Genomic DNA, 23,155 nt, shown 5'->3' with positions numbered 1-23,155 from the left:
TATATCTGCTACCGTTCTGTATCCGCTATGCTTTTGGAAATATCAATATACTGCAGAGGAGGCCAGGGGGGCGTTACTGCGGCAAGGATTCTCGCAGCGACTGCAATGTTACAGGGTTACTACAGCCAATCAATGCCGCAGTTTGGCCCTGAAAGAAGGGGAGCGGAGGTAAGGGCTTTTTTAAGAATTTCTGACGAAAGAATAAGGAGAAAATGCCCGATTACTTACCCTGACGTTGTTATTCTTTTTGACTTAAAATTGAGCTTTAATGGTAATCCTGAAACCGTTGTGGTTAACTGCAACGGCTCCTCGTTCACAGGTCACGGAAACGTTTTCGCGCTCGATGCAACTGAGATAACCCGAAGGTACGGGCTTGTAAATGCTGGCTGGCCGATCCTAGGCCCGGCCATGGCGGGTACTGCAGCGAAAGCCCTGGACCTCGACCCCAGGTGCCTTCTGGAGGCAATAAGGCTCGAGCTGGGTGATAAGGCTGATAGAAGTGTGAAGGCCGCAGAGGAGGCCTACAGGGTGGTCGAATGCGTTTAGACTCGCTGATATCCAAGTCAACAGCTGGATCTGCCGGCGAAACGGGGAGCTGGAGAATCCTTAGGCCAGTTGTTGACGAGAAAAAGTGCTCAGGCTGTAAGGAATGCTTCTACTACTGCCCTGAAGGGGTAATTCAGGTGGATGTTTTTGCCAGAATCGACTACAGGTTCTGCAAGGGGTGTGGAGTTTGCGGGGAGGTATGCAGGCAGAAGGCGATTGTAATGGTGCCGGAGGAATGAAAAAGCTTCTGACCAGCAATGAGGCAATAGCTGAGGCAGTAAAGCTGGCAAAACCTGACGTTATTGCTGCTTACCCAATAACCCCTCAGTCACCAATCGTAGAGAAGCTTTCGGAGATGGTTGATAGCGGTGAACTCGACTCCAGATTTGTTAGGGTTGAGTCCGAGCACTCAGCGATGGGTGTGGTCATCGGAGCTGCAACAGCTGGAGCGAGGGTTTTCACAGCAACCTCAAGCCACGGCCTCGCCTACATGTACGAGATGTGCTGGTGGGCGGCTGGCTCAAGATTGCCAATAGTGATGGCTCTGGCAGCGAGGTCCATCGGTGCCCCCTGGAACATTCACGGAGACCACCTGGACTTGATGGCCATGCGAGACTTGGGGTGGATTATCAGCGTTGCGGAGAACGCCCAGGAAGCGTTTGACATGACCTTGAACGCCTTCATGCTGAGCGAGGAGGTGAACATCCCAGTTGCCGTTGCCATAGACGGGTTTACGATGAGTCACACCGCCGAGGTTGTTGAGGTGAGGGAGGTTGAAATCCCGCCGAGAAAGCAGGCCTACAGAATACTGCCGGGTATGGATGTGGCGTTGAATGCCGTTACGTTTGGTGAGGCAAGAATGACGGCACGTTACGACCTTGCAAAGGATCTGGAGAATTCTGCGGAGCTGATAGAAAAAGAATATGGAGGTTTGGTTGAGAGATACAGGCTGGAGGATGCCGATTACGCTGTGGTTGTGACGGGTGGGTTGAGCGGTGACGTGAAGGATGCTGTTGACATGCTTAGGGAAGAGGGGGTGAAGATGGGTGTTTTGAGGCTGAAATTCATCAGACCGTTCCCCAAGAAAGCCGTTAAAAGCCTCCCATCTCAAGTTCTCGTCGTTGACAGGGCAAATACAGACCTCAGAGGAACTCTCTCGGTAGAGGTTGCTGCTTGCGGTGTTGAGAACGTAAACGTTGTTGCGGGAATCGGGGGTAGGTATCCGACAGTTGAGGAGCTTTACTCCTGCCTGAAAAGATTTGCTGATGGTAAACTCTCGGATGTGGAGTGGTTGATATGATTCTGCCGGGAAACGCAAGCTGCCAGGGATGCCCCATATCGATGGCGATGCGCTGCTTAGACGAGATAGAGAATCCAGTTCTCGTAATTCCAGCCGGCTGCTCGACGGTGATTGCCGGCCTGCATCCAAAGTCCGCTATGAAATGCCCCGTAGTGCACGTTCCCTTCGCATCCACCCACTCCGTTGCATGCGGGCTCAGCGAGGCTTACAAGAAACTCGGAGTTGGTGCTACTGTTGTTGCCTGGATGGGGGATGGTGCTGCAGACATCGGCTTTGCTGCTCTAAGCGCTTCGGCAACGCGGAAGGATGATATTCTCACTGTTGTTGTTGACAATGAGGCGTACATGAACACCGGGACTCAGTCGAGCCTCAGCACCTTCTGGAAGGCGAAAACAACAACTTCCCCTAAAGGGAAAACTGAGGACAGGAGGAACCTCGCACTGGTGATGCTGGCTCACAAGGTCGACTATGTTGCTACAGCCTCGGTCGGCTACATTCACGATTTGAGGAGGAAGTTCAGGATTGCGGGTAAAAAGGATGGTTTCAGGTTTTTGCACGTCCACGCTCCTTGCCCTCCGGGCTGGAGATTTCCCAGCGAGAAGACGGTTGAGGTTGCGAGAAAAGCCGTGATGAGTGGAGCCTGGATTCTCTGGGAGTACGACGGTAAGCTTACTCTCTCCCCACCGAGCAGGAAGTACGCAGATGGGTCGGAAAGGATACCGCTGGAGGAGTACCTCAGTCAGGGTAGGTTTCAGCATCTGAGCAGAGAGGACATAGAGGAGATAGAGAGGAGGATAGAGGAGGAGTGGAAGCTGCTCCTCAAATTTTCCTGAATCTTTTCCCGATGAAGTAGACTTCGGCGCTCCTTTTCCTTGATGCCTGAGGGCTGTGGAACTTTTTAAATCTAAAATGGGGCTTGAGCTCATTGAAAAATTTCTGAATCTCCTCACCCTGAAAAACCTTGACGACGAAATTACCTCCGGGCTTGAGAACCTCCTTTGCGATGCTGAAGCTCGCCCTTGCCAGGTCGATAGACCTCAGGTGGTCGATAGTCCACTTTCCGCTGATTTTCGGTGAGGCGTCGCTCATCACGACATCGTAGTCTGGAGAAATTTCCCTGATTTTCTCAAGAGTCTCCGGGAGAGTTATGTCCCCTCGAATGAAAGTTACGTTTTCGAGAGGTTTCATGGGGTTGATGTCAACCGCAACGACTCTCGCTCCCAAAAGAGCGGCAACCTGACTCCAGCCGCCCGGCGTAGCTCCGAGGTCAAGAACCAAATCCCCCTCCCTGATGAGCTTGAACGTCCTGTTCATCTGCAATAGCTTGTATGCTGCCCTGCTCCTGTAACCTTCCTTCTTCGCCTTCCAGTAGTAGTAATCCTGCCTGTCCTTCATAGCGCCTTCACAATCACTCTTCTCGTTCTTGGACCGTCGAATTCGAGAAATAAAATTCTCTGCCACGTTCCGAGTGCAAGCTTTCCGCTCTCCACAGGAACCACAACGGAGTTGCCGAGAAGCGTGGCTTTGAGGTGGGCATCAGCGTTGCTGTCTAACCTATCGTGCTTGTATCCCTTCCCGTAGGGCACGAGTTTCTCCATGAACTCGAGAATGTCTTCAAGAAGCCCCCTCTCCCCCTCGTTTATTACGAGGGCTGTGGTTGTGTGGGGTGTGTAGACCAAAACCAATCCGTCTCTACTTTCAACGCACCTCTCAACCTGGTCAGTTATGTCGATAATCTCAACCCTCTTAGCTGTTTTCAGAGTTAGCTCCATAACCGAGTCACGGAAGTCTCAGCATATATTCCTTCCCTTGAGCGATTCCGAACTCGCCTAAAACAATTCTGTCGAAGTCGGTGTGCCTGGTTTCAATTACGAACTCCTCTCCTCTGAACTCCCTCACGACTCCCAGTCCCAGATACTTGCTTCCTCTGTAAACCCCAACGACGAGGCCTTCAAGCTCCTCCATCGCCACAACGTAAACGTCCTCAACCTCGTACAGCATCTTGAGCGATTTAATTATGCTGCTGTCAACCTCAATTTTCTCCTCAGTTAGTATGAGCAGGAAGTCCTCACCCTTCCTTACCTCCTTAACCCTAACTTCGAGCACGTCCTCAATGAAGTCCTTGACTATGTTTTTTCCGTTGAAGAACCTTCCCGAAACCCTTGATTTGTCAACCACCACAAGCTTTGAGCCCTCAAGCTCCCTTCGGTACTTCTCCATCCTGATTTTTGCTCTCTCCTCCCTGCTTCTCTCCACAACTTCCCCGCTCTCGACTCTGAATACGTTCCAGTCCTCTAAATTTGCATCTTCAAAGGAGGCAACGATATCCGGATTGATTACCTCAAGCTTGGCGAGCTTGTAGTCCAGAGCTCTTGCCCCCCTCACCCAGCCTGTTGTGTTTACTATCTTCCTGCCCTCAAGCTTCTTCAACTCTCCCCATAGCCTTGCAACACCTCGTATGCACTTTACCTCCTTTCCCATCGGTGAAATCACTCCGACGAAGTAGCCGTTGATGTACTCCGCCTGCGAAAGGTTCACGCAGTTTCTGGCAAAGCCGTACCCCATCGCTCCGGGATGGAGAAGCTCGGACTGCCCGATGTCCAGGTCGAGGATGTAGCAACCTCCCAACTTGTTGGCCAGGTACGTTGCAAGAGTGCTCTTTCCGACATCAACTCCGCCGTAGAGGAAAAGAACCTCCCAATCCCTTTTAGCCAGCTTTTTCCATGATTCCGGTATGGTGCAGCCGTCAACTATTCTGCACTCTCCTTCAACCAAAATTTCGCAGTCGTCGAGGCAGTAAATTGGAACGAACTTTTCTGTGAAAAATTCGGAAATGGAGGCTCCGCAGACCTCCGCCTCCCCCTTTATCCTTACTCTCCCCTTCGCTATTGCGGTTTTGCCCTTTTCAACTCTCATTTTGCGTGTTGTTGAAGGATATCTGCCAGGTCAGAATGTTTGGTCTGGCATTTACAACCTTCGTGAAGTTCTTGTCCTCCATTACCGCAACGCTCAACCCGTCGCCGAAATTCTGCACCTTGTAGTACTCAAAGTTCTTCTCAGACTCGTTCATTCCTCCGAAGAAGTAGTTTCCTTCAAAGTGCATTGCCCAAACTTTCTCGTAGCTGCTGTTGTTGAAGTTGTACCTGTAACCTTCGAAGAAGAAGTCCGCCGGACTTTCGTTGCCCACTCTTATCCACTGCTTAACAACATCCCCGTACGCAAAGAAGGCGTAGGCGAAGCTCCCGTTTATGCGGGACAGGTAGCTGTAGGTCTTGTTTCCGAAGCTCGGATAGTTCCCCTCCACCGTATCGACGGCCTTCTCAACGAGTGGCTTGTAACCCACTACCAGAGGAGAAAGCTCGCTTACGAGGGCAATTCCAGGTCTTCTGACCTGTAGAGTGAAGTTTCCGTGCTTTATTTCGTCCTCCTTGGCGAAGTAGATTTTGCTCATTCCAGCATCGACAAAGTAAAGGGGCACAGTTTCTCCAAAATCGACTATCATCACCTGTGAAATCCCTCTGGTGACTTCAAGAACCTGTCTGCTGAATATGGCCGGAATCAACAGCTTTTGCAGGTCAGTGGTTACCATACTGGCAAGCGGGTCCTTGCTTCCTAGCTTGGATGTGTAGGAGAGGTTGTAGTACTGAACGTAAACAGGATCAGCCGGAGTCCAGTTTACGTACTCCCTAAAATCGTCCAGTCTGTAAACGACCTCTCTGTGCTCCGCACTCCCGCCACTTAGCATGTACGCAAACACTGATCCGATCATAATCAGAGCGAGAAGGAAGGCGAGCAGTCTTGCTGATTTTTTTTCCATCTGTTTGGCCATGCTGAAACGTTTCAGTATGGCAGATAAAACTTTCTTTCACGGCAAGCTTTTTAACTTACTCCGGAAATGGGTGTTGATGATTCTGACGAAGACTCCTGAGGAAGCAAAGGAAATGCTTGTATCCAAGGTTATTGGTGGGGAAACTTGCAGGTCGAGGTTTGGCGATTACAGACTGTCAAAGCCGACGATGGTTGTGGTTGAAGAACCAACCTCCTTCGGTTTCGAGTTCGATTACGACGTCTGCGGGGAGAAATACAGCGAAAGGTTGTCAAGGTGCGTAGAAAGTGCTGCTGAGAAGCTCAGAAAATCTCCCCACACGAGAAGAGCTTCCATACCGCTCTGGTATCCGAAAGACCATCTTTGCAGAAATCCCGCAGCTATTACTGAAATTTCGTTCATTTTTCACGAGAAGCTCCATCTTACGGCCTTCCTGAGGTCGATGGAGTGTTTGAGCTACTTTGAACACAACTTCGACTTCCTCGTTGAGGCTCTCGAAACGATATGCAGGAAAACCGGTATGGAGGAGGGGAGCATCGGGATGCTAATAGCAGTACCACACTTCTACGAGAGGGACGTTGAAAGGGCTCTATCCTATTCAGGTAAGTTGAGAGAAACCTACGGCTACCACGAGCTCGGAACGCATCTGGTGGAGGACTACATTTCCTCAGCGTGGCATTCGGCACTCGAAACAATATACACCAACGGAAAGAAAAAGAGAACCGAGTGGGGGGACATCTTCGAAGGGCAGAAGGAAAGCCTTTTCGTTCACAGGCTTTTTCTGGAAGTAGAGAAGCCAGAGGAAAACAAGCTTCACGACAAAGCACCTTTTACGGAGAAGTACGGGATTGAGTATGCACATGATTACATAATGCACGCCGCAAAGCTTGACGGTGAGGTCAGACGGAGCATTCTGAAAGAGGGTGAGGAGTACACCTACGCGGAGAGGGCGAGGTACTGCGATAGAGATGATGTTAAGGTTGACCAGCTGTACAAGGTTATTGAGAAGCTGAAAGAGGATTCGTGCAGGAGAGACTGCTACGTTGGAATTTCAAGGCCCTGGGATTTGCTGAGTGACGAACCACCTTGCCTTAGAGGCTATCAGTTTTCGAAGTACGGAGACGAATTGCTGGGAACCTTCTACATGAGGTCCAATGACGCCTACGGAGCCATGCACGCAAACATGTACGCCTTTGCCCTTCTAACCAAATACGTTGCAGAGCTGACAGGCTTTAAATCGTACAGGTACAACCACTTCGCCCTTGATGCGCACATATACGCTGAATTCTTCGATGCGGTGAGGGAGATTCTCTACCCTGAGTCTCCAAGCTACCTGGACAAAGTTTCAGGAAAGGGTTAAAAACAATGTAAATCTTGGGAAAAGCGATGCTGGCAGAGGTAATTTCAGCAGTCTCTCTAATTCCGATGCTGGTTTACGTTAAAACACGCAGCAACTTTGCTGGCTTCCTGGGGTGGGCTCTCTTCTCCGCAGCATGCCTCATCAAGGTCCCCGATTACTTGTCGTCTGCAGATTACTACAACACCGCCGTATTCTTTTTGGCCTACGTTTTTTTCCTTTACATGGCCATAAAAATTCTTACCGCAAATTCTCAGACTTTTGTTGACGTAACGGCCTTCTCGGCTCTTGCATTCGTCGTTTACTTTCCCTTCGCCTTCACACCTCTCGGCGATGCCTTAATTGACTGCACGGCGCACCTTACAGCTTCTCTTGCGAATCTGCTTGGTTACGGCGTTGTGAAGGAAGGGGTGAATTTGTATCTCAACGGCAGGAGTGTTAGGATAATTCTCGCCTGCACAGCCATCGAGAGCATGGCCCTTTTCACAGGAGCAACACTTGGTGTGAGAGCGGAGGTTTCAAGGAAGGTCAAGGCCTTTTTAATATCTGTTCCCGTGATATATGTCCTGAACCTCTTCAGAAACGTTTTCGTGACGGTTTCCTTCGCCTACAGCTGGTTTGGTGAGAACAGCTTCTACATAGCTCACAACGTTGTTTCGAAAATAGGCTCGACGCTGGCTCTCATTTTCATCGCCTACGGTGTTTTCAAGCTCCTTCCCGAACTGGCAGATTTAATATACTCTCTCAAGGACGAACTGGTGGGTGGTGGTAGATGATAGAGCGAAGCGGCTACGGCATTATTGCAGCATCTCTGCTTTTATCGGCGGTTGCCTATTTACTGCACCCACTAATCTCTGCCCTCTTCGTGGGCTTTGCACTCTTTACAGCCTACTTTTTCAGAGACCCCGAGAGAAAAATAGGAGAGGGGGTTGTGTCGCCGGCAGATGGCAGGATAGATTACTTGGAGGGCAGGAGGCTGGAAATCTTCATGTCCCCCTTCGACTGCCACATTAACCGCGCTCCGTGGGGCGGAAAAGTTCTCTCGGTGAAGTTCATTGAGGGGAGCACACCTCCGGCTTTTATAAGAAAAAGCGGGGTCAGGACGAACGAAATACTGATTGAGACCGAACACGGTGTTTTCAGAGTTTTGCAGATGGCCGGCATCTTTGCAAGAAGAATTGTGAGCTACGTCAGTGAAGGGGATGTGGTAAAAAAAGGGCAGAAAATAGGGATGATCAGGTTCGGTTCGAGAGTTGTTCTGGAGGTGCCGGAGGGATTCAGGTTTGTCAGGGGCGTGGGCGAAAAGGTTAAAGCTGGTGAAACGGTTGCTTTAAGAGATGAGAGTTTTCAGGGAAGTTAGCCTAGCCGACTCGCTTTCAGTCCTGAACGCTCTTTTCGGTTTTACTGCCGTCGCTTACCTTCTCCTATACGGGATAAGGGTCGAGTCCTACGCTCTGTTCTACCTTTCAACCTTCTCGGATGGGCTGGACGGCTTCATCGCGAAAAAGACCGAAAAAAGTCCTTTTGGGAAGGAGCTGGACTCTCTTGCCGACTCAATCTCATTTGGCGTTTTCCCCGCATCCCTTCTTGTGAAGTACGACGCGAACCTCTTCCCATTCGCGGCCCTATTTCTCGCATTCAGCATTCTCCGCCTTGCCAGATTCAACGTGCTCAACGTCGAGGATTTTATTGGCGTCCCCACTCTGGTGAGCGCCCTTGCTGTAACCTCGCTCGTAAGGCTGGATGCTGGATACGGCTGGGCTGCGGTTGCGGCTTTTCTGCTCTCCTTTCTGATGGTATGCGACGTGAGGTATCCGAGAGTCAGAGATGCGTTTGCGCTGCTGGTTGTTGGTTTCGTTCTGATTTCAGCCATTTTCTTCGCGGAAATGTGCTACGCGATACTTCTTTTAGTTGGGGTTTACATAACGCTGCCGATAATTGGTGAGGGGGTGAGATTCTGGAGAGAAAGGAGGTTGAAGAGGCTGCTTTCGAAGCAGGAATAAAGCTTGGAGCGTTATTTCATCAATTCATTGGTGCCCCGGTCGCGGAAAGGAATGCGGAAATCCTTGAGAAGGCCATTCGGAGCTGTGTCCTTCTTCAGCCCTACGTGGTGGATGCGGAGGTCAGGATAAACAGGGATAAGCTTAAAGATGTATCGGCTTTCGGCTACACCTCCCTGATGCCGGACATGCTGTTCGCGCGGGTGAGGGTTAGGGTTGGCAAAGCTGAGGTCTCGGCTGTTCTGGAGTGGGATGAGGAGCTTGGCTATCCTCTCATGAGGCTTGAGCGCTGAGATAGGCTGTTTTAGCTCTCATAGCCATCTCAAGTTAAGCTATAACCGTCCCCACAGCTTCTCCTTTCACAGCCTTCATTATGTTTTCAGGCGTGCCAAGGATGACGTAGGTCTTAATCTTGCTTCTTTCTATTATTTTTGCAGCGAGCAAGTCGATGACGACGTTCGTTCCCGCTTTGGCGGAGCTTCTGCTCACGATCTCAACAAGCTGCTGAGGTGAGAGCCTGTCGTACTTAACTGCACTTGTGTCAGACTTTGGATCGGCAGAGTAAACGCCATCCACGTTCGTGGCGTTGATGAACACGTCAGCTTTTATAAATTCGGCGAGAAGGGCTGCTGTGGCATCGGTGGTATGGCCGGGGAAGGTTCCGCCCATCACAACAACCCTGTAAAGCTTTGACAGCTCTTCAGCCTCCATGAAATCTACCGGGACTTTTTTCGCTGCTGAAGGGATGGCTGATATAAGGAGCATGGCGTTCAGCCTTGTTGCAGCAATGCCGATGTAGTCGCAAAAGGTCTCGCTCGCTCCAAGTTCTCTTGCCCTCTTTATGTACTCTCTGGCCAGCTTGCCCCCACCAACAACGACGAATACCTGATTTTGCTGGGCAACGCTCTCTATCGTTTTTGCGAACTCTCTTATCTTTTCAGATTCATTGGAGAGGACAGAGCCGCCGAGCGACAGAACGACTTTCATCGTAGTTGGTTGAGCAGAGGGGTTTTTATAGTCTCGGTTGGAAGTTTGAGTTTAATCGGCGCAGTCTGGTAGAGCGGAAAAATAGGATTTAGGGAGTGCTGACCACCTCCGATAGTTTTCTACCTTTTATCACCAGCCAGAAAGCAAACAGAACCTCTCCAAAGAAAGTGTACATCCCTATTTCAACTGCATATCCGGAAAATCTGAGAAGGGGGTCGATTATGTATCCCGTTGATGCAATAAAAATCAGAGCGCCAAGCCACTTGGGCATATACCCTGATTTGTAAACCAGAAAACCCAACAAGAAAAGGTGGATTCCGAAAAAGATGTATCCCAAATCCAGAATGGAGTAAAATGCCGTTAAATCATGGATCTTGTACAAGGCGGTTGTAAATATAGCTGCATACACGATTCGGAACAGAGACATCAGCATCGAGATGTTTTTACTCACAGGTCTCAGCAGGAAGTATAGAGCAACCGCAACAGTGACGTCAAGAATAATTATCAAGAAAATTCCGACAATTGAGTAGATAGTTGGCTTTAGGTTAAGGAGGAAAATGATTGCCAGCACCGACATCAATATAAGTCCACTACCGGCAATCGTTGCCGCATTGGACAATGTTATCTTTTCTCCGCTTGTCAAGTTATCACCTTGAATTTTTTGATTTTAGATAATATATACTTTCTTGCTGCGAAAAGAATTAAAGACTGAAAGCAATGGGGGAGTTAAAATAATTTCCACGAAGTTCTTATGAAAACTGAATCTATAAACAAAAAACAGTGCGGCCGCCGGGATTCGAACCCGGGCAACGGGCTCGGGAGGCCCGTGTCCTGCCGCTAGACTACGACCGCTTGTACGCTTTTACTCAACTAAGCAAATAAACGTTTCGAATTGCAACCTTTGACACCACACCACAAACTTAATTTACTGGAGGTTTATTCGCTGCAATGCTCACTGACACTCTGCTCGGCACACTGCTCGGTTTCATTGCAGGACTGATTCCAGGGATTCACAGCAACACCTTCGCCTCCTTAACTCTTCTGTACTCCCCAAGCTTTCAAAATCCTTCCGCAATTATCGTTTCATCAGCCATCGCTTACACGATAGCCAACATTATCCCAACAGTGTTTCTGGGAGTTCCTGATGAAGATACAGCCATTGCGGTCCACCCCGCCAACGAGATGGTTCTCGAAGGGAGGGGGTTTGAGGCGGTTAGCATTTCTGCCATAGCTTCCTTTTTGGCGATAATTTTGAGCTTCCTTCTCTATCCTGCAATTTACCTTTTGGGTCTAAGCTATTCGGCAATCAGGCGCTTTACGCCCTTAGCCCTCCTCGCGATTTCCGCCTTCCTGATTCTCACGGAAAGGGGTGAGGAGTTCGGTGGTAGCTACTCCGCGTGGCGCAAAAGGCTCTACGCCTTTCTCGTTTTTGCCGTTTCCGGATTTATCGGCTTCGTTACCTTCCAGGTTTCGGAATACGTGTACAATCCGGCGGGCTCAATGTTCCTTCCTCTCCTTACAGGCCTCTTCGGCGTTCCAATACTTCTCCAAACGACCTCCGGCAGCGTTCCGCCCCAGGAAGTGAGGCTGAGGATGCCGGGCAGCAACGCAGTCTCAGCCGGAACAATCGCGGGCTTTTTGGTCTCCCTGTTCCCCGGAGTTAGCAGCGGTGTTGCAACGGTCCTTGCCACAGTTGGGATACGGGATAGGGAAGGCTACGTTGCTGCTGTAAGCGCCGCAAACTCCGCCAATGCCGTTCTCTGCTTTTTCATGCTGATTGCAACCTCCAAAACCAGAAGCGGTGCTGCAGATGCGCTGCTGAGTCTCGGCGTGCATCCCTCTTTCTTCGAGTTAATCTTTATGGTAACAGTTTCAGCCTCAATCGCTCTGCCTCTAACTCTCTTTGTATCGAGATTGGCCCTCTCACGCCTTACGAGGCTGAGGTTCTCAAAGCTTTCCGCGGCGGTTCTCCTCTTTCTGATAGCCTTAACTTACACCCTCACGGGATTCGTGGGACTCATGGTTCTCTTTGTGTCCTCCATAGTCGGTATGTCCGCCCCACTCCTCGGTGTGAGGAGGGCTAACTGCATGGGCTGCCTGATTATTCCGGTTTTGCTTTACTATCTCCCACCTTCCTGATTCTGGCCACAAAAAACCCTGAGCATTGATGCCTGTGGGGGTAGAACCTTCTCGCTTTGCTTACCTCATTCTTAACCCCCGGCAGAGCTAAAGCCTCATCGCCCCACTCAATCTCCTCAACAACCCCCTTTCTCCTCTCAAGCAGGAAATCCACCACAAACTCGTTTTCTTCAGGTGTGAGCGAGCAGGTGGAGTAGACCATCACTCCTCCTTCCTTAAGGCAATCGAAGGCTGCGAGGACGAGCTCTCTCTGTAAAGAGGAGCAGAAAAGGATGTCCTCCTTTCCACGGTCCGTCTTTCTTGATGGGTCCTTGTGGATTATCCCCTCCCCGGTGCACGGAGCGTCGAGCAGAACCCTGTCGGCCTTTATTCCCATAGCAGGAACTCTTCTACCATCAACGTTAATCACTGCCACATTCATCGCCCCCATTCTGTTTATGTTGTCTATGAGGGGCTGCAGTCTTTCCTTCTGCGGCTCCACGGCAATGACAGCGCCCTTATTTTCCATCAGCATTGATAAAAAGGTAGTTTTCCCGCCGGGAGAGGCTGCGAGGTCAACAACAACCTCTCCCGGTTTTGGTTCAAGGGCGAGGGGAGGAATGCAGGAGCTCTTGTCCATAACGTAGTAGTAGCCCATCAGGTACTCAGGTGTTGCTCCGATGGAGTAGGGCTCCTCAACAACCTCAAAGCAGTAGGGGACCTCCGTTTTCTTCAGCTTGAATCCTCTGCTCTCCAATCTCTCCAGCAGGCCTTTTTCGTCAATCTTCAGAGTGTTGATTCGGATGTACTTCGGAATTCCCTCCTCAAAAGCCCTGATAATGTCTTCAGTTTCATCGCCAAAAAAGTGAAGCCACCTCCTAACGATGAACTCGTCGTAGCCGTACTTTACCGCCAGCTCCTTGGCCTTTTTCGAGGAGGGAAAGTCAAGAACCTTCATCCTTTATCCTCGCCTTTCCGGGAGGTAGGAACTTCATAATCTCATCTGGCGTTGCCACGGCCCTGACTATGTGCCTCTCCTCTCCAGCCATTTCCACGAGCTTCTTTGCAATCTCCACTCCAAGCTCATTGTGCTCCTTATCACCAATCTCAAGCTCCACGTAGTAGCTCGCCTGCTTTTTTACTGCCGACACCGGCCCCCCAATCACCCTCAGGTTCTCAACATCAACGCCCACGGCGCAGTTCAGCTCAACAGTGAGGTAGTTCCTCTTTCCCGTGATGTAGAAGCTTCCCTTCGGCAGGTACTCTCCGGCCTTGGCAGACTTCGAAACCTGCTCTGGCAGGACGTAGTAAACCTCTCCCGCATGCTTTCCTTCCTTCCATAAAGCTGAATAGGTTGCGGCAAACTCGGCAGCCTCCCTTATGCTCTCCTCCCCCGCCTCCTGCCCCCTTTTCAGGATTACGGCTGGAGCACCGGGAGTTTGAGTGTGGAAGAAGAGGTCGAGGCTTTCGAGGTGCTTTGCTACAATCTCCTCATTCATCTCCGCAGTTCTGCCCCCAATAACGAGAAAGCCCTCGCTGGTGAAGAACCATCTGTAGTTCTCGTACCACTCCTTCTTCCTTCTCACTTTGATGCTCGTGACGAGCTTCTTCTCCAGCTTCTCCTCAACCCTCTCCATCTCCCTCAGAGTTGCTTCAATGGCTCTCTTCACTCCCTCAGCCTTCTCCCTCGCCTTCTTGGCCTTCTCGTAGTAAAGGTCTGCATTCTCGTGAATGCTCTTTTTTATCTCAAGCTCAACGTCAAAATCGCCTACTTTAACCACAATGGCGTTCTTCTCGGGCTTAATGGCCTTTACCAGCTTTTTAAGCTTCTCATCCCTCGCAACGATCTCCTTAATCTCATCCCAGCTCTTTCTCTCCCTCGCAGCTCTGAAGGCCTCGATTATTTTCTCCACCATCTGGTAGTTCTCGTAAATGGCATCCCCTATCTTCCTGAAGCTCTCCGCTTCATCCTCAAATTTCCTAAGGCTCTCCTTCTGAATTTCAAGCCTCTTCTTTAGCTTCTCTAGCTCTTCGCTCTTCATCGACTCAAGCTCGTCCATTTCGGCGAGTTTCTTGGAGAAGTAGTCGTCGAGGGCGTCGTTAAAGGACTCGAAGTACTTCTTCTCGTAGTTTGAGTAGTAAAGCAGGTCCATCGGCACCACGTCGAGGTAATCTCCATCCTTCAGGATAATCTGGGGCTTTGGAGTAAAGTTCATCAGCCTCTCAATCTCCTCGTCAATCTTTTTCCTCTCATCCTCGCTCAGCTCTGCATACTTTTTCTTCTTGTCGATTCCGGCTCTCAGGCAAACCTCTTCAGCATAAAGCCCGCCCAAGCCGGACATTGCAAGGACTCTCACCACCTCTCTGTCCTCGTCTTTCCTTTCCCTCTGCTCCGGGAATCTGTAAAGCTCCCCAACCTTGATGGTGTGTTTGAGGGGCATGATAACTCGGTTTTCCTCATTCAGCAGCACGACGTTTCCTTTCGAGAAGAGCTCTGCTACAATCCTTCTTATTTCACCAAACCGCTCGAACTCGATTACAACAACTCTGTCAAAGTCGTACTGCTCTATTTTCTTGATTCTCGCCCCCTCAAGGTGCTTCCTCAAAAGCATCGCGAAGGCCGATGGAAATCGAGGGGCTTGCTTCGGAAACTTGGTGAGGTGAATTCTCCTTCCCGCTTCAATTACTAGGTCAACTTTCCTGCCAGCGTAGATTCTTATTCTTATTTCATCCGGCGGATGGTGATAGACCTTCTCCACCTTCCCTCCCTCAAGCTCCTTGAGCTCCCTCACGCAGGCCTTGATGTCGAACGAACTCAGCTGTTTCACGTTCCCACCTCTGCTTCAGGTTAAAATTCTTTAACCTTTGAAAAAATTGAACACATGGAAGAAGTTCTCGAAGCTGCGGAAAAAATCAGGAGCATGGAGGTGAGAGGTGCTGCAAGAATTGCGAGGTTCGCTGCGGAAACTCTGATGAAATTCGCCGAAAAAGCCTCTGACGAGAAGTTTGACGAGGAGATGAGGTTCGCTGCGGAAACTCTCCTCAACACTCGCCCAACTGCCGTGAGCCTCTACAACGCCATAAACTACGTCATGCGTTACAGCGGGGAGAGCGTTGAGGAGAAGAGGCAGAGTGTGATAAGGAGAGCAAGGGAGTTCATAAACTGGGTTGAGACTGCCCAGAGAAAGATTGGGGAGATTGGGGAGAAGAGGATAAAGGACGGCTACACCGTTATGACGCACTGCAACTCCTCAGCAGCCCTTTCTGTTATCAAGAAGGCCCACGAAAACGGCAAGAGGGTGGAGGTAATAGCAACAGAATCAAGGCCGAGGTGGCAGGGGCATCTGACGGTAAAGCAGCTGAGGGAGGCGGGGATTGAGGTTACTCTCATCGTTGACTCAGCTGTCAGGTATTTCATCAACGAGGTGGACTGCGTTGTGGTTGGGGCTGACACCATAACTGCCAATGGAGCCCTGATTAACAAAATCGGCACATCTCAGATAGCCTTAGCGGCAAAGGAGGCGAGGGTACCTTTCATGGTCGCTGCAGAGACCTACAAGTTCAGCCCGAAAACGCTCTTCGGTGAGCTCGTCGTTATCGAGGAGAGGGATGCAAGAGAGGTTGCTCCTGAGGAGATTCTGAAGCTGGGGGTGAAGGTGAGAAATCCTGCCTTCGACGTGACGCCGCGGGACTACATTGATGTTATCATAACCGAAATCGGTGCGATACCGCCTGAGATGGCCTATATTGTGATAACCGAGAGGCTGGGATATGCAGGCATTGAAGAGGAGGAGATAACGCTGAATTCGAGGCACTTTGATTAGCGATGGTTGCTGTTAATCGATAAATTCCGAAAACTTTTTTGCCCTCAAACTAAATTTTCTATGTGGAAAAGCTAAAGGCCCTCATTGAGGTAACGAAGCCGAAACAAACATTCCTGTTAATGATTACCTTCTTAGTCTCCTATATCGTAGCCCGTGGAGGGGCAGACTTCAACTTCGTCATCGCTGCAATCTCAATGTTCTTGGCCATTTCAGGAACCACCGCCATCAACATGTGGCTTGACAGGGATATAGATGCAATAATGCCTCGAACGAGAAAAAGGCCGGTTCCAGCGGGAATTTTAAAGCCCTCCGAATGTGCAGCTTTTGGCGCTGCAATCTTTGCCATCGGGCAGGTGCTTGCATTCCTTGTAAGCCTTGAGTTCGGTTTAGTTGTGTTTTTCGGGCTCTTCTTCGACATCGTTGTCTATACAATCCTCCTGAAGAGGAAGAGTCCCTACTCCATCGTTCTGGGAGGTTTTGCGGGGGCTATGCCTGCCCTTGGTGGTTGGGTAGCTGTGCAGGGCTTCACGCTGCCGGGGTTCATAATAGCTGCCATCGTTCTCCTCTGGATTCCCTCTCACATCTGGTACATATCCATGCACTACGAGGAGGACTACAGGATGGCCAATATCCCAATGTATCCCCTCGTTGTCGGCATGGAGAGGGCTTCGTGGGCAATCGTTTTTGCCACCGCAGCAATGCTCGTGCTGGCTGCGAGCCTTTACGTTCTGCTTCCCTTGGGAATCTTCTACCTCGTTATCTCAACCTCTGCAGTAGCTTTCTTCCTCTACAAGGCGGTGAAGTTCGCCCTCTCTCCCGACAGGGTGAAGGCGAGGAAGATGTACAAGCTGGCGAGCATGACCCTTGGACTCGTTTACTTTTCTTTGCTTTTAGGCGTATTTTTATAAACAAGCCACCCTAACTTATCCTGATGTGGAGCATTCTTAAAGCTGTTCGCGAAAACCCGGAAATTCTTTACGAGTCTCAGAGAAGAAGGGGTTTGAGCGTTGATATTGTTGATAGAGCTATTGAGCTGGACAGAAAGTGGAGAGAAGAGCTTAAGAGGGTAAACCAGCTGAGAAAGCGGAGAAACGAGCTGGCGAGGGCTGTGAAGGAGGCAAAGGGGGAAGAGAGGGCAAAGGTCATCGAGGAAGCAAAGGCTGTATCTGAAGAGGTTAAAAGGGCTGAGGAGGAGCTGAAGAGGCTTGAGGCGGAGCTTGAGGAAGTTCTGCTTTCAATTCCAAACATCATCCACGAGTCCGTGCCAGTTGGAAAGGACGACAGTGAAAACGTTCCGATAAAGTACTGGGGGAAGGCGAAGGTCTACTTCGAGGATGTTGATGCCTTTGTTGAGATGACGCAGGGAATGGCGGAGTATGAAGTTACGGACGTCAAACCTATCGGTCATGCTGATGCCGTTGAGATTTTCGGCTGGGCTGATCTGGAGAGGGCGGCAAAGGTTGCGGGGGCGAGGTTCTACTACCTGCTGAACGACCTCGTCTGGCTGGACTTCGCTTTAACAATGTACGCCCTTGACTTTCTGAGAAAGGAGGACTTCACAATAGTCTCTCCTCCCTACATGATGCGCAGAGAGGCTTACAGCGGAGTCACGGCCTTCAGCGACTTTGAGGAGGTCATATACAAGGTTGAAGATGAAGACCTCTATCTTATAGCCACAAGCGAGCATCCAATAGCTGCGATGCACATGAGGGAGGTTCTGGAGGAGAGAGAGCTTCCATTGCTCTATGCAGGAGTCTCGCCCTGCTTCAGAAAGGAGGCCGGGGCGCATGGCAAGGACACGAAGGGGATTTTCAGAGTTCATCAGTTCAACAAGGTGGAGCAGTTCGTTTTCTGCCTTCCTGAGCAGAGCTGGGAGTGGCATGAGAAGCTGATAGAGAATGTGGAGAAGCTGTGGCAGGGCTTGGGCATCCCCTACAGAATCGTTAACATCTGCACAGGCGATTTAGGCATTGTAGCGGCAAAGAAGTACGACCTCGAAGCGTGGATGCCCGCTCAGGCAAAATACAGGGAAATGGTTTCCTGCAGCAACTGCACGGACTGGCAGAGCTACAGGCTGGACATAAGGTTTGCGGAGGAGAGGGGGAAGCCGAGCAAGGGATTCGTACACACTCTCAACTCCACCGCAATCGCCACTACAAGAGCCATCACAGCCATAATCGAGAACTTCCAGCTTGAGGATGGGAGGGTGGAGATTCCCAGAGTGCTGAGGAAGTACCTTGAGCCCATCGAATCAGCACCAAAGGATTTCATTATGCCGGCAAAGAGTCAGTAGAGCTTTATGAACTTCTCGAAGGGAGTGAGAACCTCACATCCATTTTTCCTCACAACAACCGTATCCTCCACCCTCACCCCTCCAACTTTCGAGTAGTAGAGGCCCGGCTCAACGGTAACAACCATCCCCTTCTTCAGCTCAACGCTCAGCTCGCTTATTCTCGGCTCCTCGTGAACTTCAAGGCCTACTCCGTGTCCCGTAGAGTGTATAAATCCCTCTCCCTTTTCCGTCTTAAAGCCGTGGCTGTTCAGCGTGTCCTTTACCGCCTGATGCACATCCTTTGCGTCAACACCATCTCTTATCATTGAAAGGGCTTTTTCCTGTGCATCCACCACCGCTTTATACATCTCCTCAAGCTCTGCGTTTTCTCTCACAAAGAGGGTCCTCGTGAAGTCGGAATAATAGAGGTGGTCAAGGCTCTTGGGGAAGACGTCAAGAACGACGTGCTCCTCTATCTCCCCCTTCCCAATTTCGTGGGGGTCGGCTGAGCTTTTTCCGGTGGAGCATATCGTGTTCTCTGCCAGATAGCCTTCAGAAAAAAGCTTCAGCTCAATTGCCCTCCTCATCCCCTCGCAGGTTCTGAAGCTGAAGTTCTCAACTGCCCACTTGACGCATCTGAGTATTGCGTTGCTCGTGTCCCTTATTTTTTCAACCTCCGAGGAGCTTTTGATTATCCTCAGCGTTGAAAAGGGATTTTTCACCACCTCAACCTCGAAGTGCTTCATCAGCTCGAAGGAGATGTAAGTTGGCATCTCCTCTGGGATTAGGAGCTTTCTGCATCTTCCCTCCTTCAAAATCGCCACAAGGATTTCGAGGTAAGCTTTTTTCGCATCTCCAAGCTCTTTCAGCTTTTCCATGTAGCCCAAATCGTTGAGCGAGACAATCTCCTTGACCCTGCTTTCCCTCTCGGCCCTTTTCTTCTCCATTTCAGGAACAATTAGAATGTCGGAGCCGTCAATGCCGGCAATGTAGGTGAGGGGGTCGTAGGTTTTGAACTTGGTTGCGTAGTAGAAGTTGGCGTTGCTGCTTGAGCCGTGGAGGATTATGAAGTCTGCGCTGTGCTTCCTGAGAAACTCGGCAATCATAGTACAAGTTCGCTCCTCTGGTTAAAAGTTTTGGTTGCCAAAAATTGTAATGGAAATTGCAGAAATTACCAAAATTTTCTTATACTCATAATTAGGTTGAGTATCAATGATAGTAAAGAGGTGGTTTGATGAGTGAGGCATATAACTACCAGCTTTTGTTGAAGCACATTCTCGAGAGCGGTGTGACGTACGCTCCAAAGCAGGAAATCGTCTACAGAGATTTGAAGAGGTTCACCTACAGAGACATCTACGAGAGAGTTCACAGGCTGGCAAGCGCTCTTGAGGAGCTTGGCGTAAAGAAGGGAACGAAGGTGGCGGTTCTGGACTGGGACACGAACCGCTATCTGGAATGCTTCTTCGCTATCCCCATGATGGGGGCGGTTTTGCATACGGTCAACGTCAGGTTAAGCCCCGAGGACATACTTTACACGATGCAGCATGCCGAGGATGAGGTGGTTCTGGTTTACAAGGACTTCGTACCGCTTATAGAATCAATTGCGGACAAGCTCGACACCGTGAAGAAATATGTTGTTATGACAGACGACACAATGCCCGAAACGAAGCTTACTGACGTAGAGTATGAGGAGATGCTGAAGAAGGCCAGCCCCAACTACGACTTCCCGGACTTTGATGAGAACACGATGGCAACGCTGAGCTACACCACCGGCACTACGGGAAGGCCGAAGGGGGTCTGGTTCACGCACAGAAAGCTTTTTCTCCACACTCTCGCAGGTTGTATAGCAATGACCGGCTACAGGTCGGTTTTGAGGCTGAAGGAAGATGAGGTCGTTTACATGCCCCTCACGCCGATGTTCCACGTCCACGCGTGGGGAGTGCCCTACATGATGTGGCTGCTCGGCCACAAGCACGTCTATCCGGGCAGGTACGAGCCTCAGATGATTGTCAAGCTGGTCATGACTGAAGGGGTAACTTACTCCCACTGCGTGCCGACAATTCTACAGATGATTGTTGACAATCTGCCAGAGGGCTTCAAGTTCCCCGGCTGGAAGATGATTATTGGAGGAGCTAAGCTGCCGAAAGGACTTGCTCTGAGGGCGAGGGAGAAGGGCATAATAACCATGGCGGGCTACGGAATGTCCGAGACCTGCCCAATATTGACTGGAGGGTTCCTCAAGCCTCACTTGCTCAACGTCGATGAGGAAACCAAGGTTGAGCTGTCAATCAAGACCGGCATACCATTCCCGCTGGTTTATGTCAGGGTGGTGCATGACGATTTCACTGACGTGAAGCCGGACGAGCAGGACATGGGAGAGGTTGTGGTCAGAGCACCGTGGCTGACTGACAGCTATCTCAAAGATCCGGAGAAGACAAAGGAGCTCTGGGAGGGAGGATGGTTGCACACTGGAGATATAGCGGTCATGGATGAGGAGGGTTATATCACCATTGTCGACAGGCTCAAGGATGTTGTGAAGAGCGGAGGAGAGTGGATTTCCACGCTGACACTCGAAAACCTGCTGAGCCTGCATCCCAAAGTGAGGGAGGTTGCAGTTATCGGCATCCCGGATGAGAAGTGGGGTGAGAGACCGCTCGCCATCATCGTCCCAATGCCCGGAGAGAAGCCGACTCCTGAAGAGCTGAGAGCTCACCTCATGAAGTTTGTCGAAGAGGGCAAGATTACCAAGTGGGCTGTGCCTGACAGATTCGAAATAGTCGATGAGATACCGAAGACGAGCGTCGGCAAGATAGACAAGAAGGTCCTGAAGCAGATGTACTCCCGCTAATCTTTTTTGAACTTCTTTTCTATTTTTGAGAGGTCGTAAATTTCCTTCTCCATTCTGGCAATTTTTTCTGAATTTGCCCAGGAAACGTCGAGTTTCTCGACGATGTCCACAATTCTTTCTATCTGCTGGATAATCTTCTTACTGACCTCTTCATCATCAACAAAAAGCTCGGTAAAAGCTCTGATAGCAGCAAGCGGATTCCTAATCCTGTCAACAAGGTATGCTATCGTTCTGATATTCTCAACAAGCTGTTTGAGCAGCTCTTCCCTTCTCTCCTCATCCTCCATTGATTTGAAGGCAAATGCGAGGTCATCTGTGAGGGCTTTCAACAGGGGTTTCATCTCCTCGTCAACGTTCTCAACACATAGATAACCGTAGGTTTTATCACCGTACCTGATTTCCAGGCACTCTCCCTGCCCGCTATCTCTAATCTTCGCCGAGTAGTCTGAAAGAATCTCTTCTATCTTCTTCACCAGTTCCTCACGTTCGCCAATTCGGACTATGGCTTCATTTACTTCGACCATTTCTCTGAGCAGCTTGTTCAGTTTCCTGAGTTCGGTGATATCCTGGGCTATTACCAGACAGTGCTTCTCCCCTTCAAGCTCGAGGGGTAGGTAGAAGTTTATGAAGTACTTTCCGCCCCTCTCGTCTTCGAACTCAACCAGCTCCCCCTCTTCGAGTGCTTTCTTCAAATGATTAAGCCTCCTTTCCGCGACGTCCTTTGGGAAAATTTCGGAGAGCTCTTTTCCAACCGGATTTTCTCCGATGCTTTTCACCATTGCGGGATTCGCCTCAACGAACCGCCCATCTTTGTCCAAAATTGCAATAAGAACTGGAGCATGCGTAAAAACGCTTCTATACCTTTCTTCACTCTCTTTCAACTTTCTCTCCATCTTTATCTTATCAGTAATGTCCTGGACAATGGAGAGGCCGTAAATCCTCCCTTTTGCGTCCCTGTAAATCGTGTTGTGCCACTCACACGTTATGACCCTACCGTCTTTCGTTAAATTCTCGTTTATCGAGTGCGTGTAAACCTCTCCCTCCAGGATTCTTTCCGCGATTAGCTGAATTTCTCCCCTCAAATGCTCCGGAACGAGCAGCTCGATGATATTTTTTCCAAGAGCCTCCTCCTTTTTCCAGCCGAAAATATCCTCAGCCTTCTTGTTCCAATCTACTATTTCAGCCCTGTCGTTGAACACGATGATGGCGAGGGGTGAGTAGTTGAAAATAGATCTGTACCTTTCCTGGCTCTCCCTCAGCCTCTCTTCCAGCCTGACCCTGTCGGTCACGTCCCTGAAGTTCCCCACGAACCCTTTGACTTTGCTTCCTTCCCACAAAAGCCTTACGTTGCCTTCAACGATTATCTCTTTCCCATCCTTTCGCCTGACCTTGAACAAAAGCCCGTAAACATTTTTTCTCTCTCTGAAAGCTTTGTTGTAGCTCCTGAAAATCTCCTCTGCCACATCCTTGCTGAGTTTCAGGACTTCCGCAAAGTTTCTTCCCCTCACCTCATCCCTGGAGTAGCCGAAGACCTCCTCAAAGGCTCTGTTAACCTCCACGAAGTTTCCCTTGAGATCAGTCACCGCTATTATGTCCAACGAGTTCTCGAAGAAATCCCTGTACCTCTCCTCAGTTCTTCTTCTCGCAGTAACATCTCGGAGAATGAGCAAAACAGCCCTTTTGCCTCTGAAGGTTATGGGAGTAGGGTTCGTTTCGAGCCACACCTCTCTACCGTCTGGAAGGACAAAAAGCTCTTCGTAGGGCTCCACACTCTCGCCCTTCATGACCTTGGTCATCCTCTCGACAGCAATCGCCCTGTAGTCGGGGTGAATGAACTCGACCAGCTTTCTTTTCATCAGCTCTTCGGCGGATACGTACTCTAACGCTTTGGGGTTGGCGTAAAGAACTCTCTCACCATCGTGAATCAGGACTGGGTCTGGGCTGCGCTCCGCTATTATCTTAAGAGTCTCGTCATCGGCTTCGGTTATGCTTTTCCTGCTCACCTCATTCTTCACTATTTTCTACTTTGATGCGTCAGGTAAAAAGTTTTCCCATCATAACAATTAAAGTGATGAGA

Annotated in this window: 24 protein-coding genes and 1 tRNA gene; 14 read left to right on the top strand and 11 right to left on the bottom strand. The window is 50.1% G+C overall.

Going from position 1 to position 23,155, the window contains the following annotated elements:
- Positions 1 to 27: 27 nt before the first annotated feature.
- From AF_RS10340 to AF_RS10325, 4 genes are read left to right on the top strand one after another with little or no spacing between them, the layout of a single operon-like run.
- Positions 28 to 546: a 2-oxoacid:acceptor oxidoreductase family protein gene (locus tag AF_RS10340; RefSeq protein ID WP_010879547.1), complete on the top strand. Its 519-nt coding sequence runs from the start codon at positions 28 to 30 to the stop codon at positions 544 to 546.
- Positions 537 to 785: a 4Fe-4S binding protein gene (locus AF_RS10335; protein ID WP_010879546.1), complete on the top strand. Its 249-nt coding sequence runs from the start codon at positions 537 to 539 to the stop codon at positions 783 to 785. Before AF_RS10340 ends, AF_RS10335 begins: the two co-directional genes overlap by 10 nt.
- Positions 782 to 1,846: a pyruvate ferredoxin oxidoreductase gene (locus AF_RS10330; protein WP_048064521.1), complete on the top strand. Its 1,065-nt coding sequence runs from the start codon at positions 782 to 784 to the stop codon at positions 1,844 to 1,846. Before AF_RS10335 ends, AF_RS10330 begins: the two co-directional genes overlap by 4 nt.
- The gene (locus AF_RS10325) at positions 1,843 to 2,679 is read left to right on the top strand and encodes a thiamine pyrophosphate-dependent enzyme (protein WP_010879544.1); all 837 of its coding nucleotides are present in this window, start codon (positions 1,843 to 1,845) and stop codon (positions 2,677 to 2,679) included. The genes AF_RS10330 and AF_RS10325 overlap by 4 nt, the downstream gene beginning before the upstream one ends.
- Here the strand turns inward: AF_RS10325 and AF_RS10320 are convergent.
- From AF_RS10320 to AF_RS10305, 4 genes are read right to left on the bottom strand one after another with little or no spacing between them, the layout of a single operon-like run.
- The gene (locus AF_RS10320) at positions 2,666 to 3,241 is read right to left on the bottom strand and encodes an SAM-dependent methyltransferase (RefSeq protein ID WP_010879543.1); all 576 of its coding nucleotides are present in this window, start codon (positions 3,239 to 3,241) and stop codon (positions 2,666 to 2,668) included. The two genes, AF_RS10325 and AF_RS10320, sit on opposite strands and share 14 nt — an antisense overlap.
- Positions 3,238 to 3,618 (bottom strand): secondary thiamine-phosphate synthase enzyme YjbQ, encoded by a 381-nt coding sequence (locus tag AF_RS10315; protein ID WP_010879542.1) that lies wholly within the window; start codon positions 3,616 to 3,618, stop codon positions 3,238 to 3,240. Before AF_RS10315 ends, AF_RS10320 begins: the two co-directional genes overlap by 4 nt.
- 7 nt (positions 3,619 to 3,625) lie before the next feature.
- Positions 3,626 to 4,762, bottom strand: a complete 1,137-nt coding sequence (locus AF_RS10310) for a Clp1/GlmU family protein (RefSeq protein ID WP_010879541.1) — start codon at positions 4,760 to 4,762, stop codon at positions 3,626 to 3,628.
- Positions 4,752 to 5,675: a hypothetical protein gene (locus AF_RS10305; RefSeq protein ID WP_010879540.1), complete on the bottom strand. Its 924-nt coding sequence runs from the start codon at positions 5,673 to 5,675 to the stop codon at positions 4,752 to 4,754. The genes AF_RS10310 and AF_RS10305 overlap by 11 nt, the downstream gene beginning before the upstream one ends.
- Before the next feature lie 76 nt (positions 5,676 to 5,751).
- Between AF_RS10305 and AF_RS10300 the strand changes: the two genes are divergently transcribed.
- From AF_RS10300 to AF_RS10280, 5 genes are read left to right on the top strand one after another with little or no spacing between them, the layout of a single operon-like run.
- On the top strand, positions 5,752 to 7,032 hold the full coding sequence (locus AF_RS10300; RefSeq protein WP_048064520.1) for a thymidylate synthase: 1,281 nt from the start codon (positions 5,752 to 5,754) through the stop codon (positions 7,030 to 7,032).
- Positions 7,033 to 7,058: 26 nt separating this feature from the next.
- Positions 7,059 to 7,805 carry an archaeosortase A gene (gene artA, locus AF_RS10295; protein WP_010879538.1) on the top strand — a complete coding sequence of 249 codons (747 nt, stop codon included), beginning with the start codon at positions 7,059 to 7,061 and terminating at the stop codon, positions 7,803 to 7,805.
- A complete protein-coding gene (locus tag AF_RS10290) occupies positions 7,802 to 8,389 on the top strand; it encodes an archaetidylserine decarboxylase (protein ID WP_010879537.1) in 588 nt (195 codons plus the stop codon). The genes artA and AF_RS10290 overlap by 4 nt, the downstream gene beginning before the upstream one ends.
- Complete coding sequence (gene pssA, locus AF_RS10285) at positions 8,367 to 9,032, top strand: CDP-diacylglycerol--serine O-phosphatidyltransferase (protein WP_010879536.1); 666 nt, start codon at positions 8,367 to 8,369, stop codon at positions 9,030 to 9,032. The genes AF_RS10290 and pssA overlap by 23 nt, the downstream gene beginning before the upstream one ends.
- Positions 8,984 to 9,322, top strand: coding sequence for a dihydroneopterin aldolase family protein (locus AF_RS10280; protein ID WP_048064519.1), 339 nt, complete (start codon positions 8,984 to 8,986; stop codon positions 9,320 to 9,322). The genes pssA and AF_RS10280 overlap by 49 nt, the downstream gene beginning before the upstream one ends.
- A gap of 34 nt (positions 9,323 to 9,356) precedes the next feature.
- Here AF_RS10280 and pyrH read toward each other — a convergent pair whose 3' ends face one another.
- The 3 genes from pyrH to AF_RS10265 form a co-directional block, all read right to left on the bottom strand.
- A complete protein-coding gene (gene pyrH, locus AF_RS10275; RefSeq protein ID WP_010879534.1) occupies positions 9,357 to 10,016 on the bottom strand; it encodes a UMP kinase in 660 nt (219 codons plus the stop codon).
- Between the two features lie 88 nt (positions 10,017 to 10,104).
- Positions 10,105 to 10,659, bottom strand: coding sequence for a DUF4386 domain-containing protein (locus AF_RS10270; protein WP_048064518.1), 555 nt, complete (start codon positions 10,657 to 10,659; stop codon positions 10,105 to 10,107).
- A 138-nt stretch (positions 10,660 to 10,797) separates the two neighbouring features.
- Positions 10,798 to 10,868, bottom strand: a tRNA-Gly gene (locus tag AF_RS10265).
- 96 nt (positions 10,869 to 10,964) lie between these two features.
- Here AF_RS10265 and AF_RS10260 point away from each other — a divergent pair.
- Positions 10,965 to 12,155 carry a tripartite tricarboxylate transporter permease gene (locus AF_RS10260; protein ID WP_010879532.1) on the top strand — a complete coding sequence of 397 codons (1,191 nt, stop codon included), beginning with the start codon at positions 10,965 to 10,967 and terminating at the stop codon, positions 12,153 to 12,155.
- On the opposite strand, the gene AF_RS10255 is transcribed toward AF_RS10260, so the two are convergent.
- Both AF_RS10255 and rqcH read right to left on the bottom strand, forming a co-directional pair.
- Positions 12,118 to 13,092, bottom strand: coding sequence for an NOL1/NOP2/sun family putative RNA methylase (locus AF_RS10255; RefSeq protein WP_010879531.1), 975 nt, complete (start codon positions 13,090 to 13,092; stop codon positions 12,118 to 12,120). The two genes, AF_RS10260 and AF_RS10255, sit on opposite strands and share 38 nt — an antisense overlap.
- Positions 13,079 to 14,962 carry a ribosome rescue protein RqcH gene (gene rqcH / locus AF_RS10250; RefSeq protein WP_010879530.1) on the bottom strand — a complete coding sequence of 628 codons (1,884 nt, stop codon included), beginning with the start codon at positions 14,960 to 14,962 and terminating at the stop codon, positions 13,079 to 13,081. Before rqcH ends, AF_RS10255 begins: the two co-directional genes overlap by 14 nt.
- Positions 14,963 to 15,016: 54 nt before the next feature.
- Between rqcH and AF_RS10245 the strand changes: the two genes are divergently transcribed.
- From AF_RS10245 to serS, 3 genes are all read left to right on the top strand, one after another.
- Positions 15,017 to 15,958 carry a ribose 1,5-bisphosphate isomerase gene (locus tag AF_RS10245; RefSeq protein ID WP_010879529.1) on the top strand — a complete coding sequence of 314 codons (942 nt, stop codon included), beginning with the start codon at positions 15,017 to 15,019 and terminating at the stop codon, positions 15,956 to 15,958.
- 62 nt (positions 15,959 to 16,020) lie between these two features.
- On the top strand, positions 16,021 to 16,866 hold the full coding sequence (cyoE, locus tag AF_RS10240; protein WP_010879528.1) for a heme o synthase: 846 nt from the start codon (positions 16,021 to 16,023) through the stop codon (positions 16,864 to 16,866).
- 20 nt (positions 16,867 to 16,886) lie between these two features.
- Complete coding sequence (gene serS, locus AF_RS10235; RefSeq protein ID WP_048064517.1) at positions 16,887 to 18,251, top strand: serine--tRNA ligase; 1,365 nt, start codon at positions 16,887 to 16,889, stop codon at positions 18,249 to 18,251.
- Here the strand turns inward: serS and AF_RS10230 are convergent.
- Positions 18,245 to 19,336 (bottom strand): M24 family metallopeptidase, encoded by a 1,092-nt coding sequence (locus tag AF_RS10230; RefSeq protein WP_010879526.1) that lies wholly within the window; start codon positions 19,334 to 19,336, stop codon positions 18,245 to 18,247. The genes serS and AF_RS10230 overlap by 7 nt on opposite strands.
- A gap of 128 nt (positions 19,337 to 19,464) precedes the next feature.
- Here AF_RS10230 and AF_RS10225 point away from each other — a divergent pair, with 128 nt between their 5' ends.
- Positions 19,465 to 21,078, top strand: coding sequence for a fatty acid--CoA ligase (locus tag AF_RS10225; protein ID WP_010879525.1), 1,614 nt, complete (start codon positions 19,465 to 19,467; stop codon positions 21,076 to 21,078).
- Here AF_RS10225 and AF_RS10220 read toward each other — a convergent pair.
- Positions 21,075 to 23,093 (bottom strand): PAS domain S-box protein, encoded by a 2,019-nt coding sequence (locus AF_RS10220; protein WP_010879524.1) that lies wholly within the window; start codon positions 23,091 to 23,093, stop codon positions 21,075 to 21,077. The two genes, AF_RS10225 and AF_RS10220, sit on opposite strands and share 4 nt — an antisense overlap.
- Positions 23,094 to 23,155 lie beyond the last annotated feature (62 nt).

Source organism: Archaeoglobus fulgidus DSM 4304, assembly GCF_000008665.1.
In the GTDB taxonomy this organism is placed as follows: domain Archaea; phylum Halobacteriota; class Archaeoglobi; order Archaeoglobales; family Archaeoglobaceae; genus Archaeoglobus; species Archaeoglobus fulgidus.
This window is presented reverse-complemented; position numbering and strand designations above follow the sequence as displayed.